We start from the raw sequence: 17713 nt of genomic DNA on the forward strand, positions 1-17713 counted from the left end.
TTACCACTGCCGATACGGGGGACCCGCGATGGATGAGCAGCGAAAGGCACGATGTGACGGACCTCTCTACCCTCCCGACCGACATCGCACGCGTCGGCGTGGTGGGCTGCGGCCAGATGGGCGCGGGCATCGCCGAGGTGTGTGCCCGCAGCGGTCTTGAGGTGAAGGTCGCCGAGACCACCGGCGAGGCCCTGGAGATCGGGCGCACCCGCCTGCACAATTCCCTGACCAAGGCCGCCGAACGCGGCAAGATCAGCGAGGAGGAGCGGGACGCCACCCTGGCCCGCCTCAGCTTCACCACCGACCTCGGCGAGTTCGCCGACCGTGACCTCGTCATCGAGGCGGTCGTCGAGAACGAGCAGGTCAAGACGGAGATCTTCCAGGTCCTCGACCAGGTGATCACCCGCCCGGACGCGATCCTCGCCTCCAACACCTCCTCGATTCCGCTGGTCAAGCTGGCCGTCGCGACCTCGCGGCCCGACCAGGTCATCGGCATCCACTTCTTCAACCCGGCCCCGGTGCAGCAGCTCGTCGAGCTGATCCCGGCGCTGACCACGGGCGACGAGACGGTCAAGCGGGCCGAGGCCCTGGTGCGGGACGTGCTGGGCAAGCACGCGATCCGCGCCCAGGACCGTTCCGGCTTCGTGGTCAACGCGCTGCTCATCCCGTACCTGCTGTCCGCGATCCGGATGTTCGAGTCGGGCATCGCGAGCCGCGAGGACATCGACAACGGCATGGAGCTGGGCTGCGCCCACCCGATGGGCCCGCTGAAGCTGGCGGACCTGATCGGCCTGGACACCGTGGCCTCGGTGGCCGACAGCATGTATGCCGAGTTCAAGGAGCCGCTGTACGCCGCTCCCCCGCTGCTCCAGCGGATGGTCGACGCGGGCCGCCTGGGCCGCAAGACGGGCTCGGGCTTCTACCCGTACGCCTGAGTCCCGGCCCTACGGCCGGCCGAGCCGCAGGTGGTGCAGCAGGAGCAGCCCGGCCGCCATGTTGGCGGCCGGGATCTCCCCGCGCGCGATCATGTCGGGTACGAGTTTCAGCGGGACCCATTCCCGGCGTGAGGACTCGAAGGCGTCCTCCGGGTCGCCGATGTACGTGGCCCCGTCCGCCCAGTAGAGGTGGTGGCGGGCGTCCGTCAGCCCGTTGGAGGGCTCCACGGTCATCAGGTGGTGGAGCGGGCCGGGCCGCCAGCCCGACTCCTCCTCCATCTCCCGCGCGGCCGCCGACTCGACGGACTCGCCGTCCTCGACCACCCCGGCGGGCAGCTCCCAGCCCCAGCTGTCGGTGATGAACCGGTGCCGCCACAGCAGGAGCACCTCGTTGGCCGCGTTGACGGCCGTGGCGACGGCGACCGGCCGCAGCCGGATGACGAAGTGGTCCAGGTGCCGGCCGTCGGGGAGTTCCACATCGGCGAGGTTCACGTCGAACCAGCGGTTCTTGTACACGGTCTGCTCACTCAGGTTCATCCACTGCACGGTTCTGCCACCTTCCGATCCGTAGGTGGCAACATGGCAGCAGTTCAAGCCGTCACAGGGGAACGCGCAGCGCCCCGTCGATGAGCTGCGCGGTCTCCTCGGCGTCCGCGCAACCGCTGGTCAACAGCTGTTCGCGGACCGCCCGCAGCCGGTCGCGAAGCCGCTGCGACTCCATCCCCTTGGCCCGCTCGGCCATTTCGGCCGCGGCCGCCACGGCCCGGTCGGCCTCCCCCTGGCGCAACTGGATCTCGCACAGCATCGCCAGCCGGTGCACCCGGCCCCGGTCGTGCGCCGGAGTCCCCACCGCCTCGGCGGCCTGCTCGTGCGCGGCGTCCAGTTCCCCGAGGCTGAGCAGCGCCTCGGCCACCTGTACGTTGACCAGCCCGGGCTCCACGTAGCCGGTCTCGTCCGGCTCCGTGCCGGGCCGGATCCGCTCGGCGGCCGCCTCGGCGCGCCGGATGCAGGACAACGCCGCGGCGGTGTCGCCGAGTTGGGCGTACGCCTTGGCCTGCATCGCGTAGAGGTCGGCGGCCAGCGCCGGGGTGGTGTGCCGCCCGGCGGCCCGCAGCGCGGCCTCGGCGAAGGCGACGGCCTGGCGGTACTCCCGCAGGTGCAGCGACTGGTTGACCAGCAGGGCGATCACGTACGCCCCGAGTCCCCGGTCCCCGCTGGCCTTCGCGAGCCGCAGCGCCTGGTGGAAGTACCGCTGGGCCAGCCCGTGGGCGTCGGAGTCGTACGCGCAGATCCCCGCGACCGCGACCAGCGATCCGGTGGCCCGGTGCAGCAGCCGGCCGAGCTGGTCGGGGTAACTCCCGCGCAGCATCGGCGCGGTCTCCGTGCCGAGGAAGCGCACGATGCGGGCCCGGGTGGCCATCCCGCCGGCCCGCCGGTACATCAGCTCGTAGTGGGCGCGGGCGGCCCGCAGGATCTCGATGTGCTCGGGTCCGACGCGGTGCGGGCCCTCGCGGGAGACGTCGGCGTCCTCGGGCGGGTTCTCCCACTCCCACACCGGGATCACGGCCGGGGTGCCGGTGACCGCCTCGGCGGTGAACTGCGCGGGCCGGCCCAGCTCGTCGGAACGCCACAGGGCGGTGGCCCGGTCGACGAAGCCGCTGAGCCGGGTCGTGTGCGGCCCCGGCTGGCCGGGGATCCCGAACCCGATGTCGTCGAGCCCGACGGGCCGGTGCAGCCGTCCTCCCAGGACCTCGCAGATCAGGTCCGGCACCTGGCCGCGCGGGCGCTGCCCCTTCAGCCAGCGGGAGACCGCCGTGTGCTCGTAGCGCAGCGCGAGTCCACGGGTCCGGCCCGCTTGATTGACGTGCGCGGCGAGCCCGGCGTGGGACATGCCCGCCTCGGTGAGGAGGGCGTCGAGCAGGTCGTTGGGCTGCATGTGCCCCTCCAAGGGCTCGTCGGATTCAGGCTAATGGGTATCCGATTCACACGGGTTGTACAGCAGCTGATTCACACGGGGTGTACAGCGCCTGATTCACACGGGGTGTACAGCGCCTGATTCACACGGGGTGTGAACTGAGTACGCGCATAAATGCGATACGCACCCTCCCGCGGAAGGGCCGTTCGGCGCTTCACTGAAGAGCCTCGCCAAAGAGGCCGTCCGGGTCGTCGGCTCCCCCTCGTACAGTGCGACGACCCGGCACCGCGTCGCCCGTCCTGCTGTCTGCCCGACACTCCATGGCGGACGGGCGGCGCGCCACGGTTCCGCCGTGGCCCGGTTGGTCGCCGGGTCCCGGACGGAGCCCGGCCGAATCCGCACCGGGTCCATCCACCGGCCCGGTGCGCGGTTCGGCTCCACCGGCCCGGTCAGGACCGGTCGTTGGCAGGCCGGCAGCTCGGCGTGCACGCCCGCCACCAGCCGCGCGGGCGTGAGCGCCGGTTCCGGTGCCCCTGTGAGATCCCCCCGGCCGGAACGATTGTTCCGACCTCCTGACGTACCCGACACGGGTCCCCGGGTTCTCACCCCAATGAGTGAGCGGGTGTCCCCCCACGCCGCCAACGCGCAAGGGCGGGTCCGGTGGTCCGGACCCGCCCCTCAACAGCCCTTGAACAGGGCGTACAGCCAGGCGATCACGCGCCCCGCAGCACCGCCCCGGTCCGCTCGCCGGCCAGCGCCACCGCCGCGTCGCGCGCGGCCGTGGACTCCTCGGCCGTCAGCGTGCGGTCGCTCGCGCGGAAGCGCAGCGCGTACGCGAGGGACTTCTTGCCCTCGCCCACCTGCTCGCCGGTGAACACGTCGAACAGCCGCAGGGACTCCAGCAGTTCGCCCGCGCCCTTGCGCAGCGCGGCCTCCACGGAAGCCGCGGGGACCGACGCGTCCACGATCAGCGCGACGTCCTGGGTCGCCACCGGGAAGGTGGAGATCCGGGGCGCCTGGAGGGCTTCGCCGCCGGCCGCCGCGAGGCGGTCCAAGTCGATCTCCATGGCGCTGGTGCGGGCCGGCAGGCCCATCGCCTTGACGACGCGGGGGTGCAGCTCACCGGCGTGGCCGATGACCGTCTCCACGCCGTCCAGGGTGACGAGCAGCTCGGCGCACCGGCCGGGGTGCCAGGGGCCGTACTGGCCCTGGCGGACGACCAGTTCGGCGCCGGCCTCGACGGCCAGCGAGCGGGCGGCCTGGACGGCGTCCGCCCAGTCGGCCGGGTAGCCCTTGCCCCACCAGCCGGCCTGCTCGCGCGCACCGGCCAGCACGACCGCGGCGTACCGCGGCTGGGCGGGCAGGGCCGCGTTCAGGGTGGCGATCTCCTCGTCGGTGGGACGCCGGTCGACGGGCAGCCGTACGGCGACACCCGGCTGCGCGGCGGCCCGGAAGACCGAACCGGTCTCGAAGAGCGCGAGGTCGTGGCTGCCCCGGCTGTCGTTGCGGCGCAGCGCGCCCAGCAGACCCGGCAGCAGCGTGGTGCGCAGCGCCGGCTCCTCGTCGGAGAGCGGGTTGACCAGCTTGACCACCTGGCGGGTGGCGTCGTGCGCGGACAGCTGGAGCTGGTCGAAGACGCCCTCGCCGAGGAACGGGTAGCTGAGGGCCTCGACGTAGCCGGCGCCTGCCAGCGCGCGGCCGACCCGGCGGTGGAGCTGCTGGCGGGCGGTCAGACCGCGGCCGGAGGGCACCTGCGGGAGGGTGGACGGGAGGTTCCCGTAGCCCTCCAGCCGGATGATCTCTTCGGCGAGGTCGTTGGGCTCGGCGAGGTCGGGCCGCCACGACGGGACGGTGACGACGAGTTCGTCCTGGCCGTGGACGTCGCAGCCGATCTCCTGGAGGCGGCGTACGACGGTCTCGCGGCCGTACTCCATGCCGGCGACCCGGTCAGGGTGGTCGGCGCTCATCGCGATGGTGCGCGGGGCGCCCGGGGCGGTGAGCTCGGTGACACCCGCCTCGGCGGTGCCGCCCGCGAGGAGCACGAGCAGGTCGACGGTGCGCTGCGCGGCCGCCGCGGCGGCCTGCGGGTCGACGCCGCGCTCGAAGCGCTTGGAGGCCTCGGAGGAGAGCTTCAGGCGGCGGGCGGTGCGCGAGATCGACACGGAGTCGAAGTGCGCGGCCTCGATGACCACGTCGGTGGTGCCCGTGACCCGGCCGGTGCCGGAGGGGTCGAAGGGCTCGGTGACGGAGTCGGCGATCTCGGTGTTGGCGCCGCCCATGACACCGGCGAGCCCGATGGGGCCGCTGTTGTCGGTGATCACCAGGTCCTCGGCGTCGAGGGTGCGCTTGACGCCGTCGAGCGTGACCAGCTCTTCACCCTGCTCGGCCCGGCGCACGCCGATGGGACCGTTCAGCCGGGAGCGGTCGTAGGCGTGCAGCGGCTGGCCGAGTTCGAGCATCACGTAGTTGGTGATGTCGACGGCGAGCGAGATCGGGCGCATGCCCGCCTTCTGGAGGCGGCGCGTGAGCCAGATCGGGGAGCGCGCCTCGGGGTCGAGGCCGGTCACCGTGCGCGCGGCGAAGCGGTCGCAGCCGGCCGGGTCGTCGATCTTGACCAGGTAGCCGTAGGAGTTCGGCGCCGGGACGTCGAGCAGTGCCGGGTCACGCAGCGGCAGACCATATGCCGTTGCAGTTTCACGTGCGACACCGCGCATGGACATGCAGTAGCCGCGGTCCGGGGTGACGTCGATGTGCAGGACCTCGTCGACGAGCTGGAGCAGCTCGATCGCGTCGGTACCGACCTCGTGCTCGTGCGGCAGCACGATGATGCCGTGCGTGCCGTCGTCGCCCATGCCCAGCTCTTCGCCGGAGCAGATCATGCCGTGCGACGTGCGGCCGTACGTCTTGCGCGCGGCGATCGCGAAGTCGCCGGGCAGCACCGCGCCGGGCAGGACCACGACGACCTTGTCGCCCACGGCGAAGTTCCGGGCGCCGCAGACGATCTCCTGCGGCTCGCCGGTGCCGTTGGCCTGGCCGACGTCGACCGTGCAGAAACGGATCGGCTTGCGGAAGCCCTCGAGCTCCTCGATCGTCAGCACCTGGCCGACGACGAGGGGGCCCTTGAGCCCGCCGCCGAGCTGCTCGACGGTCTCGACCTCGAGGCCGGCGTCGACGAGCTTGGCCGCCACGTCACGACCGGTCTCGCCCGCGGGCAGGTCGACGTACTCCCGCAGCCAAGAAAGCGGGACCCGCATCAGATCTCCATCCCGAACGGCCGGGTGAAACGAACGTCACCCTCGACCATGTCTCGCATGTCTTCCACATTGTGACGGAACATCAGCATCCGCTCGATGCCGAACCCGAAGGCGAACCCGCTGTACTTCTCCGGGTCCACACCGCACGCGATGAGCACCTTGGGGTTGACCATCCCGCAGCCGCCGAGCTCGATCCAGCCTTCGCTGGAGCAGGTACGGCACGGGCGGTCGGGGTTGCCCACCGACGCGCCGCGACACACGTAGCACTGCATGTCCATCTCGGCGGACGGCTCGGTGAAGGGGAAGAAGTGCGGACGCAGGCGCGTGGTGGTGCCCTCGCCGAACAGCTCCTGGACCATGTGGTCCATGGTGCCCTTGAGGTCCGCCATCGTCAGGCCCTCGTCCACGGCGAGCAGCTCGACCTGGTGGAAGACCGGCGTGTGCGTCGCGTCGAGCTCGTCGGTGCGGTACACCCGCCCCGGGCAGACGATGTAGACGGGGGGCTTGCGCTCCAGCAGCGAGCGCGCCTGCACCGGGGAGGTGTGGGTGCGCAGCACGACGCCGGACTCGTCGCCCTCGGTGCCTTCCGGCCCCTGGACGAAGAAGGTGTCCTGCATCTGGCGCGCCGGGTGGTCGGGCGTGAAGTTGAGGGCGTCGAAGTTGAACCACTCCGCCTCGACCTCGGGCCCCTCCGCGACCTCGTAGCCCATGGCCACGAAGATGTCCGCGATGCGGTCCATCAGCGTGGTCAGGGGGTGACGGGCGCCGGCGGGCACACGGTCGTAGGGCAGTGTGACGTCCACCGCCTCCTCGACGAGCACCCGCTCGTCACGCTCGGCCTCCAGCTCGACCGTGCGGGCCCCGAAGGCCTTGTTCACGGCGCCGCGGGCCTGGCCGACGCGCTTGCCCGCCTCGGCCTTCGCCTGGGGCGGCAGGGCTCCGATCTCACGGTTGGCGAGCGCCAGGGGCGAGCGGTCGCCCATGTGCGCGGTCTTCGCCTCGCGAAGCTCGTCGAGGTCGCCGGCGGACGCGAAGGCGGCGAGCGCCTCGTCCCGCATGCGCTCGATCTCTTCCGGTTTCAGTGCCTCGACCTCGACAGGGTCGTACGACTTGTTCGGTGCCGACATCTCTTCCCGTACTTCCGATGGCTGGCTGGTGGTCCCCGACGACTCGATCGACCCGATCGGACAAGGACACAAAGGTGCCAAAGGACGAGTCTAAAGGTCGCTGGGGGTGGAGGAGCCCGTAGGCCGCCTGGCGAGACGCTCCGCAGGACTACTGCGTGAGGTAGGCCGGGGCGGCGACGGGCAGGATAAATCGGAACTCGGCGCCGCCGCCGGGCCCGCGCCCGACCGTGATGGTGCCGCCGTGGGCCTCGACGATGCCCTTGACGATGTACAGGCCCAGGCCGGTGCCGCCGCGCTTGCTCCCCCGCCAGAAGCGGGTGAAGACGCGCGCCATCGACTCCTCGGGGATCCCGGGTCCTTCGTCGGTCACGGTGACGGCGGTTCCCTTCTCATGCGGCGATACGTCGATGGTGACCGTTCCGTCACCGTGTCGCACCGCATTTTCGAGGAGGTTGCCGAGGATCTGGTCGATCTTGTCCGGATCGGCCCACAGGTCGGGCAGCGGGCGGCTCACCCGTACGAGGAACCGGTCGGGCGCCTGGCCGTTCGCGGTGAGCGCCTGGACGTGCCGGCCCACGGCGGCGGCGACGTCCACCGGCTGGCGGCGCACCTCCAGGCGTCCGGAGTCGATGCGGGAGATGTCGAGGAGTTCGGCGATCAGCCGGGTGACCCGGTTGGCGTCGGCGTCGACGGTCTCCAGCATCAGCCGCTTCTGGTCGTCGGTGAACCGCTCCCACTTGGCGAGCAGGGTCGCGGTGAATCCCTTGACGGAGGTGAGCGGGGAGCGCAGCTCGTGCGCGACGGTCGCGATCAGCTCGGCGTGGCTGCGCTCGGTGCGGCGCCGGGCCTCGGTGCCGCGCAGGGTGACCACGAGGCGGCGCAGCGGGCCGGTGGGGTGGGTCCGTACGTAGCGGGCGGAGACGAGCACCTCGCGGCCGCCCGGGAGGAGCAGGTTCCGCTCGGGCTGTCCGCGCCGGGTGGCGAGGCCGCCGTAGGGGTCGGTCAGGGCCCACCAGCGGCGGCCTTCGAGGTCCTCCAGCGGGAGCGCGCGGTCGATGCGGGCGCCGAGGGCCTGTCCGGGGTCGGTGGCGGTCATCCGGGCCGCGGCCCGGTTGAAGCAGATGACCCGGCCGGCGTGGTCGGCGACGACGAGCCCGTCCGGCAGGTCGTCGGGGTCGATGCCGTAGGAGGTCCCCTCGCCGGAGCCGTGCGCGGTCGTGGTCGTGGGCGCGGGCGCGGGAGTCGTGGGCGCCGGGGCCGTGGGCACCGGGGTCCGGCGCTCGGCCGCCGCCTGTGGCGGTACGGCGCCCAGCGCGTCGGCGGCGACGGGGTACCCGTTCCCGGCGACCTGTGCGGCTTCGCCGGCCGGACGCGGGGCGAGGGGTTCCGGGATCTCCCGGCACGGCTCCTGGGCCGCGTCCGCGGCCCGCGCGGCCCCCGGCGAGCTGTTCGTACCGACGGTCATTTCCCCGTACCCCACATCTCCGAGTAGCCAGTGGGCCCCCGGGCGGCCACATTACTAGCTGGAGGTCACGGAGCGGCACCCTCCGGGCGCCCGCTGTGCACGCGCGGAGGCGTAGAGGCATACGGCGGCGGCCGTGGCGAGGTTCAGACTCTCCGCCCTGCCGTGGATCGGGACCCGTACGACGGCGTCCGCGAGGGCCCTGGTCTCCTCGGGCAGACCCCAGGCCTCGTTACCGAAGACCCAGGCCGACGGCCCGCCCATGGTGCCCGCGTCCAGCTCGGCGTCGAGGTCGTCCTCGCCCGCCCCGTCGGCCGCGAGGATCCTCAACCCTGCCGCCCCCAGGCCCTCCACGGCCTGGTCCACCGGCACCCCGACCGCCACGGGCAGGTGGAAGAGGGAGCCCACGGAGGCCCGTACCGACTTGGGGTTGTACAGGTCGACCGAGGCGTCCGTGAGGATCACCGCGTCGGCGCCGGCGGCGTCGGCGCAGCGCAGCACCGTGCCGGCGTTCCCGGGGTCGCGCACGTGCGCGAGGACGGCCACCAGCTTGGGCCCGGCCTTGAGGATCTCCTCGAAGGGCGAGTCGAGGAAGTGGCAGACGCCGACCAGCCCCTGCGGGGTGACGGTCTGCGAGACCTCGGCGAGCACCTCGTCGTCGGCGTAGTGCACGCGCGCGCCGCCCAGCAGCGCGGCCTCGACGATGTCGGCGTAGCGCTCTGCGGCCTCGACGGTGGCGAACAGCTCGATGAGGGTCGCGCCCTGGGCTCCGCGGTGCTCGACGGCCTCACGGACCGCCTGCGGACCCTCGGCGAGGAACCGGCGCTCCTTGGTGCGGAAGTTGCGCCGCGCCAGGCGTTTCGCGGCGGCCACCCGGGGGGACCGGGGGGAGATCAGCTCGGCGGGGTGACCCATGGTCTCAGCGGTTCTCTCTCGGGATTGCGGGGCGAAAGCACACGGACCCGCAGGCGCGGGGCCTGCGGGTCCGTGGGGGCCGGTCCTGCTCGCGCGGGGCCGGCAGAGCCTTACGCGGCGGCCTTGGGGGCGTTGACGTCGGCCGGGAGGGCCTTCTGCGCGACCTCGACGAGGGAGGCGAACGCGTTGGCGTCGTTGACGGCCAGCTCGGCGAGGATCTTGCGGTCCACCTCGATGTTGGCGGCCTTCAGACCCTGGATGAGGCGGTTGTACGTCATGCCGTTCTGGCGGGCAGCGGCGTTGATGCGCTGGATCCACAGCTGACGGAAGTCGCCCTTGCGCTTCTTGCGGTCGTTGAAGTTGTAGACCAGCGAGTGGGTGACCTGCTCCTTGGCCTTGCGGTACAGGCGCGAACGCTGACCGCGGTAGCCGGAGGCCGCCTCGAGGATCGCCCGGCGCTTCTTGTGGGCGTTTACTGCCCGCTTGACGCGTGCCACTTTTTAACTCCTTGTAGCGGGGCCGTGGTCGTCTTCACACGGCCCGAATTCGATGGGGGTCCCGGTCTTGACGTCCCGCTCCCGACAGAGGGGAGCGGAGGACGTCACTTGCCGAGAAGCTTCTTGATCTTCGCGGCGTCGCCGGGGGCCATCTCCGCGGTGCCGGTCAGGCGGCGGGTGACACGGGACGACTTGTGCTCGAGCAGGTGGCGCTTGCCGGCGCGCTCACGGAGCACCTTGCCGGAGCCGGTGATCTTGAAGCGCTTCTTGGAACCGCTGTGCGTCTTGTTCTTCGGCATAGCGCCGTTATCTCCTCGTCGGTGGCGCCCCCGCCGGTCCGGTACGGGACCGGCGCCCGGGGGCGTCATATTGTGTCGGTAGATCCGGGACGGGCTGCCCCTGGATCAGGCCTGGGTGTTCGTCTCGTCGGAGGGAGCCTCGTCGGAGCCGGCCTCTTCGGCAGCGGCCTCTTCGGAGGGAGCCTCGTCGGAGACGACCTCGGTGGTCTGCGCCTCGTCGAGGGCGGCCTCCTCGGAAGGAGCCTCCTCGTCGGTGGCGCTGAGACCCTGGCGCTCGGCCTTGCGGGCGGCCTGCGCCTCGCGGGCTTCGGCCATCGCCTCGGTCTTCTTCTTGTGCGGACCGAGAACCATGATCATGTTTCGGCCGTCCTGCTTCGGGTTCGACTCGATGAACCCGAGGTCCTCGACGTCCGTAGCGAGGCGCTGCAGCAGTCGGTAGCCGAGTTCCGGCCTGGACTGCTCGCGACCACGGAACATGATCGTGATCTTGACCTTGTCGCCCTGCTTGAGGAACCGGACGACGTGACCCTTCTTGGTGTCATAGTCGTGCGGGTCGATCTTCGGCCGGAGCTTCATTTCCTTGATGACCGTGTGCGCCTGGTTCTTGCGCGCCTCACGGGCCTTCATGGCCGACTCGTACTTGAACTTGCCGTAGTCCATGAGCTTGCAGACCGGCGGGCGTGCGGACGCCGCCACCTCGACCAGGTCGAGGTCGTACTCCTGCGCGAGCTCAAGCGCCTTCGCAAGAGGGACGATGCCCACCTGTTCGCCGCTCGGACCGACAAGTCGTACCTCGGGAACGCGAATCCGGTCGTTGATGCGGGGCTCGGTGCTGATGGATCCTCCTCGGTAGCACCACACGGCTGCCTGGCAGACAGCCGCTGACGTCATTTGTCGTCAGACCACCGCGGCGGGAACACAAAAAACCCCGCCGGGCACAGGCAGGGGCTCCAATACAACCGGAGCACCGCCACGTGCGAACCGCGGGGCGCAAACTCGGGCAGCTTTCCATCGTCCGTACGGAACGATGGATACTGCCTGACCGGGTGACCCGCCGCCCCGGAGGGTGGTCGGGTGGGAGATCGGAGCCTCCACTTGTGGGCCGGGCACACAGGTGTCCGGCCGGTCGATGTCCATACTAGCACCCGCGTTACCAGGCCGCCGCACGGCATATCGTGGGACGCATGACTGACGCGACGCCCTCCGACTCCCTTTCCGAATCGCCTGACTACGACGACATGACCCGTGACATCGCGGACGTGCCGGCCGTCGAGGTCATCACCACGGTGGCCGTCCACCTGCTGAGCGCCGCGGCCGTCAACCTCGGCCTGGACAAGCCGGACTCCGAGCACAAGGACCTCGACGAGGCCCGCAAGCTGATCACCGCCCTCGCGGGCCTGGTCACGGCGAGCGCCACCGAGATCAGCTCTTTCCACGCCGCTCCGCTGCGCGACGGCCTGAAGTCCCTCCAGCTCGCCTTCCGCGAGGCCTCCATCGTCCCGGACGAGCCGGGCCAGGGGCCGGGCGAGAAGTTCACGGGGCCGGTGTACGCCTGATTCCGCCGTCCCTCGCCGTACGAGGGTGTACGAGGGTGGACGTCTGATTCCGCCGTCTCTCGCCGTACGAGACGGCCTCAGCCCCGGAGCACGTCCCGGGCTGAGGCCGTTTTTCGTGGTTCCCGCCTTACCGGCTGAACAGCGGCTCGCCCGGCGGGACCGGGCCCTCCGCCGGGAGCAGGGCCAGGTCCAGCCCGCGTACGAGCCGGCCGCGCAGCGTCTCGTCCGCCGCGAGGGCCTCGGCCACCCGGCGCGCGGCGGTGGCGGGCTGTGATCCGGCGGACAGCACGACGGCGAGGGTGCCGTCCGCGCCGGAGCCTCCCGGCATCAGGTGGGCGCGCAGCACGGCCGGCTCCGCGGCCACGGCGGCCCGTACGGCCTCCCGTACGGCGGGGTCGGCCAGCGGATCGGCGTCCGTGCGGCCCTCGGCCAGCGCCAGCAGCGCGGAGCCGGTCAGCTGGTACGGGACGGGGCCGGCCAGGTCGAGGACGAGGGTGTCCGCCTTCTCGTGCGCGGCCGCCGCCAGCGCCTGGTGCAGCGGAACCGCCACCGGCCGGGCCGCCGGGTCCCAGAGCGCCAGCGAGGCGATCGAGGTGAAGGCGGGCAGCGCCCGCCGGTCCCCCGCCGTAAGGGTGGGAACGGCCATGTCGCTGGTCTTCTCGCGCTTGAGGCCGGTCTCCGGGTCGGTCTCGACCTCGCCGAGCATCGCCACGACCGGGACCAGCAGGCGCGCGTCCCTGAGGGCCGCCAGCACCTGCGGCTCGCTCGCCCGGTCCACGGCCCACGCGGCCAGGGCCGCGCTCAGCCGGGGGTCCGCGGAGCCGTCGTCGTCGGAGAAGCCCGGGTCGGGGATGTTCTTGTTCTCGTTCGCGTTCGCCACAGTTACCCGACCCTATCCCGACGTGCGGCGCGCGGACGCCGGGCCAGGACGCCGGCCAGCACCAGCAGGGCCGCTCCGCCGGCGGCGGCGGCCGGGGCGCCCAGCCGGTCCCCCGGATCCGGTGGGCGGACCGGCTCCGGGCCGGGGCCGAAGTACCGCGCCGCTGCCGCGACGGGCGTGGGCCGCGCGGCCTCGGGGCGCAGCGCCTGCGCGCCCTGGAGCGCGGCGACGGGATCCACCGTGCCGTGGCCGCGCGCGTCGTCCCGGCCGCCGGCCGGGCTGTCGGAGGCGGTGTCCTCCAGCAGCTTCTTGATCTGGGCCGGTGAGAGGTCCGGGTGGGCCGCCTTGACCAGGGCGACGGCGCCGGAGACGAAGGCCGCGGCGGCGCTGGTGCCCCAGCCCTCGTAGTAGGCCCGGTCCGGGTCGGCGATGACCACGTCGACGCCGGGGGCGCTGACGGTGGCGTACCAGTTGCGGGTGGAGAAGGGAGCCTTCCTGCCCTTGCGGTCGACGGCCGCGACGGCGATGACGCCCGGGTAGGCGGCGGGATAGGAGATGTGGTCGCCGCGTTCGCCGCCGTTGCCCGCGGAGGCGACGACGACCACGCCCTTGCCGAGGGCGTACTGGACGGCCTCGTCCTCGGCGGCCTCGTGGTGGGCGGAGTCGCTGTCGTCGCCGAGCGACAGGTTGATCACGTCGGCGCCGTGGTCGGCGGCCCAGCGGATGCCTTCGGCGAGGGCGCCGGACTTGCTGTCGCGGGCCTGGGCGCGTCCGGGGTCGCCCTCCTCCAGGATCACCCGGACCGGCAGGATCCTGGCCTGCGGGGCGATGCCCAGGACGCCCTGGCCACGGTGGGGGCCGTGGCCGCGGCCCGCGATGATGCTCGCCATCGCCGTGCCGTGCCGGGCCCAGGAGCGGTCGCCGCGGCCCGCGCCCATGCCGACGAGGTCGGCCCCGTCGAGGACCTGGCCGCTGAGGTCGGGGTGGGTGCCGTCGACGCCGGTGTCGAGGACGGCGACGGTGACGCCGTCGCCCTGGGTCGTGCCCCAGGCCTCCTCCGCGCGCAGGGCGAGCAGGCCCCACTGGCGGTCGCGGATGGCGTCCGCGGCGGCGGGGGGCGCGGCGGCCACGACGAGGAGGCCGGCCAGGACCATCGCGCCGGCCGCGCGGGTCCCGTGGCTGCCGGCGGTGGCGCGGATCATCGGAACTCCGGGGCGGGCGAGGGTGCGGGCGGGGCGGCGAGGGCGGCCAGGCCGCGTTGGACCCGGCCCGCGACCGCCTTGGCGTCGTGGCCCAGGCCCGCTTCGGCGACGAGGCCGGCGGCTCCCTCGCGTACCGCCTCGTCCGCCGGTACGGGGGCGTCCATGGTGCGGCCGTCGGCCAGGGCGGATACGGCGTAGACGACGACCGGGGCCTCGGCGACGGTGGTCGCGGTCCAGGCGGCCCGGCGGGAGTCGGCGTACGCGTAGGCGGGCGGGGCGGTGAGTGCGCCGCGCAAGCCCTCCAGGGTGGCGGCGTCGGCGTCGGCGGAGGTGAAGACCAGGCCGACGGTGATCAGGGAGCTGCGGGTGGAGTCGCTGTACGTGGCGCGCAGGACCCGGGTGCAGCCGGTGGGGGCGAACGCGGCCTGCCATGCGGCGGCGAGCGCGGCCCCGCAGTCGGCGTCGGGGGCGAGGGCGATCCGGGTCCAGCTGCGGTCCGCGCCGCCGGGGCCGGCCGCCGCGCCGTCGAGGACAGGCGGCAGGAGGCTGTCCACCGGGGCGGACCGCCAGAGCGAGGCGGCCTTGCGGTAGGCGGCATCGGAGGGCGACGCGCGGTGTGCGGCGCGGTGTTCGCTCCAGGCGGTGGCGCCGGCCGAGCCGAGGAGGCCGGTGCCGAGGAGGGCGCACAGGGTGGCGGAGACGACCCGGCCGGGGTGGCGGCGCGGGGGCCTGTGGTCGGCCGGGGGTGGCGGCCAGGCGTGGGCGTCGGGGCATGTGGGCGGATCGGGCTCGCCCAGGACCGCGGTCCGTGGTGTCGACGTGGTCATCCGGCGGCTCCGCCCCCCGTTCCGTACGGCTGCCTGCCCGTACTCTACGGGGCCTTTGCCCTGGCCGGGCCTTTGCCCTTGCCCCGGCCGGCCGGGGTGCGGGGGGCCGGTGGCGGAGGCGGAGTGGGGTGTCGTCCGGGACCGCATGATTTATGGCGCTTGAGCCTGATCGTGCACTGTGACGCCCTACGCGCCACACATCACGTTTTACGCCCCGGCCGACACCCCACCCGGTCCCCGTCCCCGTCCAGGTGGTCCGCGTGACCCCTACCGGGTGGTAGAGGGGTCTGGCAGGCTGCCGGGCATGACTTCCGACCGGGCCCGGTACGACCGGGCGACCGCGCATCTCGACGCGCCGCTGGCCATCGTGGATCTCGACGCGTTCGACGCCAACGCCGACGACCTCGTCCGCCGCGCCGGGGGCAAGCCGGTCCGGGTCGCCAGCAAGTCCGTACGGTGCCGGGTGCTCCTCGAACGGGTGCTGGCCAGGCCCGGGTTCGCCGGGATCATGTCGTACACGCTGGCCGAGTCGCTCTGGCTGGCCCGGTCGGGGTTCGAGGACGTGCTGCTCGCCTATCCGTCCGCCGACCGGGCGGGGTTCCGGGAGCTGGCGCAGGACCCGAAACTGGCCGCCGCCGTTACGGTGATGGTGGACGATCCCGCGCAGCTGGAGCTCATCGACCGGGCCCGGGACGGCGGCCTCCAGGAGATACGGGTCTGCCTGGAGCTGGACACCGCGCTGCGTCTGCTCGGCGGGAGGGTGCGGGTGGGGGCCCGGCGCTCGCCGCTGCGGGAGCCCGGGCAACTGGCCGAGCTGGCCCGTACGGTGAGCGCTCGGCCCGGGTTCCGGGTGGTGGGGCTGATGGGCTACGAGGGGCACGTCGCCGGGGTCGGCGACGCGCTGGCCGGGCGCCCGGTGCGCTCGCGGGTCATCCGGCTGATGCAGGGCGCGGCCCGCAAGGAACTCGCCGCGCGGCGGGCCGAGGTGGTGCGGGCGGTGCGGGCGGTGGTGCCGGATCTGGAGTTCGTCAACGGGGGCGGGACCGGCAGCGTCCAGCAGACGGCCGCCGAGGACGCGGTGACGGAGATCGCCGCCGGGTCGGGGTTGTTCGTACCGCGGCTGTTCGACAACTACACCTCCTTTCGGGGACGGCCCGCCGCGCTCTTCGCGCAGCCTGTGGTGCGCAGGCCGGGGGTGGGCGTGGTGACGGTGCTAGGCGGCGGGTATCCGGCCTCCGGGGCGCCCGGGGCCGACCGGCTGCCCGTGCCGTATCTGCCGCAGGGGCTGCGCTACGACCCGCAGGAGGGCGCGGGCGAGGTGCAGACTCCGCTGCTGGGGAGCCCGGCCGATGACCTGCTGATCGGTGACCGGGTCTGGTTCCGGCATGCCAAGGCCGGTGAACTGTGCGAGCGCTTCGACGCGTTGCACCTCGTCGAGGGCGACCGGGTGACGGCCACCGCCCCGACCTACCGGGGCGAGGGCCGCACCTTCCTCTAGAAGACCGTGTCCCTCTGGTCGGGGATGACGCTGGAGTCGTCCCGGCGGACGGGGCCGGGTGTGCCGTCGTGGTCGACGTAGCCGGTGGTGGAGCAGGGGTAGGGGCTGGTTCTGGGTTGCTTGGGCTCGATGAACATCGGGTTCACGATCCACTTTCCGTCGCTGTTGTCGTACGCGCGGCACATGAGCTCGTTCTTGTTCCGGTTCACGACCAGGCGCAGGGCCGTCGCGTCCCGGAGGAAGGAAATGTCGGTGTCGGAGTCACCGGCGGCGAACACCGGGCGGCGGGCGGGCGGCTGGACCTTCTCGGCGGCCGCTCCGCGGACTTTGAAGATCTCCTGGTTGATCCAGCAGCGCTTGCCGTCGATGTAGGTGATCATCGTGTCCGCGCTGTCCTTGACGGATCCGCAGCCCTGGAGATGTGGGGTGAGTATTCCGTCATGTGTGACGTTGCGGATGCCGATGACGTGGTCTGCCGTGATGCCGACGTCCTGGGCCCACACCTCGACGATCGGCTGCGGGGAGGCGGAGCTGATCCAGACGTCGAAGCCGGCCCGCTGGAGGCTCTGGACGAGGTCCCGCTGCTGGTCGTAGTAGCGGACCCAGCCGGTGGCGGTGCCGGTGCCGACCCGCTGCCGGGCGCCGACCGGCGCGGCCAGGTTCTCGGTGCGGGCGGCGGACGCGAAGCCGCGGATCTCGCGGGCGCTCCAGCCCTGCGTCAGCTGGGCCAGCCAGGCGTACGCGGGGTCGGTCGTACGGTGGTCCCAGCCGGCGAAGGCGGCGGCTCCCGTCCGGGTCGCGGCGGTGCCGTAGACGGCGAGCAGCTCGTCGGCGCAGGGCCCGCCCTCGGGGGTGCCGGTGGGCAGGGGCGCGCCGGGGCGGGCGAGGGGGCCGCAGGCGGTGGCCAGGGCCCGGGCGGCGGCCGGGGTCAGGTGGCGGCTGGTGGTGGACCAGTCGCCGTCGGCGGGCCGGCGGATCTTGCCGTTGCGCAGCAGCCAGAACATGGTGGCGTCGCCGACGTCGTTCTTGACGACGGTGTTGTCCCAGTCGAAGACGGCCACGGGCTTGGCGCGGCCCCGCCCGGGGCGGTACGGGTGGCACGTGCCGTACCGGTCGACGAGGTCCTGGAGCCGGGCCTGGTTCTCGCCGTACCAGCCGGACTTCAGCTGCGGGGTCGCCGCGCAGGGGGCGCCGGGGCGGGCGGCCTCGGCGGTGGGCGCGGTGGCGAGGAGCGCGCCGGCGGTCATCGCGGCGGCGACGGCGGCGGCCTGGAGCGGTCTTGCGGTGCTGAGGCGGATCACTGGAGGGACACTCCTGTCTCAGCCGGGCGTCGCGTCGTACGACGC

The 17713-nt window shown here is 72.8% G+C and carries 16 protein-coding genes; 3 read left to right on the forward strand and 13 right to left on the reverse strand.

Translation table 11 applies throughout. From position 1 onward, the window contains the following. Positions 1–32 precede the first annotated feature (32 nt). A complete protein-coding gene (locus ACWDYJ_RS11085) occupies positions 33–935 on the forward strand; it encodes a 3-hydroxybutyryl-CoA dehydrogenase (RefSeq protein ID WP_451565217.1) in 903 nt (300 codons plus the stop codon). A gap of 9 nt (positions 936–944) precedes the next feature. Here ACWDYJ_RS11085 and ACWDYJ_RS11090 read toward each other — a convergent pair whose 3' ends face one another. From ACWDYJ_RS11090 to infC, 9 genes are all read right to left on the reverse strand, one after another. Next, positions 945–1472: an NUDIX hydrolase gene (locus ACWDYJ_RS11090; RefSeq protein ID WP_451565231.1), complete on the reverse strand. Its 528-nt coding sequence runs from the start codon at positions 1470–1472 to the stop codon at positions 945–947. Positions 1473–1533: 61 nt separating this feature from the next. Beyond that, the gene (locus ACWDYJ_RS11095) at positions 1534–2871 is read right to left on the reverse strand and encodes a transcriptional regulator (RefSeq protein WP_451565218.1); all 1338 of its coding nucleotides are present in this window, start codon (positions 2869–2871) and stop codon (positions 1534–1536) included. A 692-nt stretch (positions 2872–3563) separates the two neighbouring features. Further along, positions 3564–6104 (reverse strand): phenylalanine--tRNA ligase subunit beta, encoded by a 2541-nt coding sequence (gene pheT, locus ACWDYJ_RS11100; protein WP_451565219.1) that lies wholly within the window; start codon positions 6102–6104, stop codon positions 3564–3566. After that, the gene (pheS, locus tag ACWDYJ_RS11105) at positions 6104–7231 is read right to left on the reverse strand and encodes a phenylalanine--tRNA ligase subunit alpha (protein WP_451565220.1); all 1128 of its coding nucleotides are present in this window, start codon (positions 7229–7231) and stop codon (positions 6104–6106) included. Before pheS ends, pheT begins: the two co-directional genes overlap by 1 nt. 148 nt (positions 7232–7379) lie before the next feature. Next, positions 7380–8696, reverse strand: coding sequence for an ATP-binding protein (locus tag ACWDYJ_RS11110; RefSeq protein WP_451565221.1), 1317 nt, complete (start codon positions 8694–8696; stop codon positions 7380–7382). Between the two features lie 54 nt (positions 8697–8750). Then, complete coding sequence (locus ACWDYJ_RS11115) at positions 8751–9608, reverse strand: TrmH family RNA methyltransferase (RefSeq protein WP_451565222.1); 858 nt, start codon at positions 9606–9608, stop codon at positions 8751–8753. 110 nt (positions 9609–9718) lie between these two features. After that, positions 9719–10105: a 50S ribosomal protein L20 gene (gene rplT, locus ACWDYJ_RS11120; protein ID WP_451565223.1), complete on the reverse strand. Its 387-nt coding sequence runs from the start codon at positions 10103–10105 to the stop codon at positions 9719–9721. A gap of 104 nt (positions 10106–10209) precedes the next feature. Beyond that, complete coding sequence (rpmI, locus tag ACWDYJ_RS11125) at positions 10210–10404, reverse strand: 50S ribosomal protein L35 (protein ID WP_030387121.1); 195 nt, start codon at positions 10402–10404, stop codon at positions 10210–10212. A gap of 105 nt (positions 10405–10509) precedes the next feature. Next, entirely contained in the window at positions 10510–11265 is a 756-nt protein-coding gene (infC, locus tag ACWDYJ_RS11130; protein ID WP_451565232.1) for a translation initiation factor IF-3, read from the reverse strand. 323 nt (positions 11266–11588) lie between these two features. Here infC and ACWDYJ_RS11135 point away from each other — a divergent pair, with 323 nt between their 5' ends. Then, a complete protein-coding gene (locus ACWDYJ_RS11135; RefSeq protein WP_451565224.1) occupies positions 11589–11960 on the forward strand; it encodes a DUF1844 domain-containing protein in 372 nt (123 codons plus the stop codon). Positions 11961–12087: 127 nt separating this feature from the next. On the opposite strand, the gene ACWDYJ_RS11140 is transcribed toward ACWDYJ_RS11135, so the two are convergent. Genes ACWDYJ_RS11140 through ACWDYJ_RS11150 form a run of 3 tightly spaced genes read right to left on the reverse strand, consistent with a single transcriptional unit; the run spans position 12088 to position 14869 of the window. Next, a complete protein-coding gene (locus ACWDYJ_RS11140; RefSeq protein ID WP_451565225.1) occupies positions 12088–12840 on the reverse strand; it encodes an SseB family protein in 753 nt (250 codons plus the stop codon). A gap of 2 nt (positions 12841–12842) precedes the next feature. Then, positions 12843–14042, reverse strand: coding sequence for a type VII secretion-associated serine protease mycosin (mycP, locus tag ACWDYJ_RS11145; protein ID WP_451565226.1), 1200 nt, complete (start codon positions 14040–14042; stop codon positions 12843–12845). After that, positions 14039–14869, reverse strand: a complete 831-nt coding sequence (locus ACWDYJ_RS11150; RefSeq protein WP_451565227.1) for a hypothetical protein — start codon at positions 14867–14869, stop codon at positions 14039–14041. The genes mycP and ACWDYJ_RS11150 overlap by 4 nt, the downstream gene beginning before the upstream one ends. 304 nt (positions 14870–15173) lie before the next feature. Here ACWDYJ_RS11150 and ACWDYJ_RS11155 point away from each other — a divergent pair, with 304 nt between their 5' ends. Beyond that, the gene (locus ACWDYJ_RS11155) at positions 15174–16367 is read left to right on the forward strand and encodes an amino acid deaminase/aldolase (protein WP_451565228.1); all 1194 of its coding nucleotides are present in this window, start codon (positions 15174–15176) and stop codon (positions 16365–16367) included. On the opposite strand, the gene ACWDYJ_RS11160 is transcribed toward ACWDYJ_RS11155, so the two are convergent. Further along, positions 16364–17614, reverse strand: a complete 1251-nt coding sequence (locus ACWDYJ_RS11160; RefSeq protein ID WP_451565233.1) for an HAD family hydrolase — start codon at positions 17612–17614, stop codon at positions 16364–16366. The two genes, ACWDYJ_RS11155 and ACWDYJ_RS11160, sit on opposite strands and share 4 nt — an antisense overlap. Positions 17615–17713 lie beyond the last annotated feature (99 nt).

It is taken from the genome of Streptomyces sp. NPDC003042 (assembly GCF_053591315.1).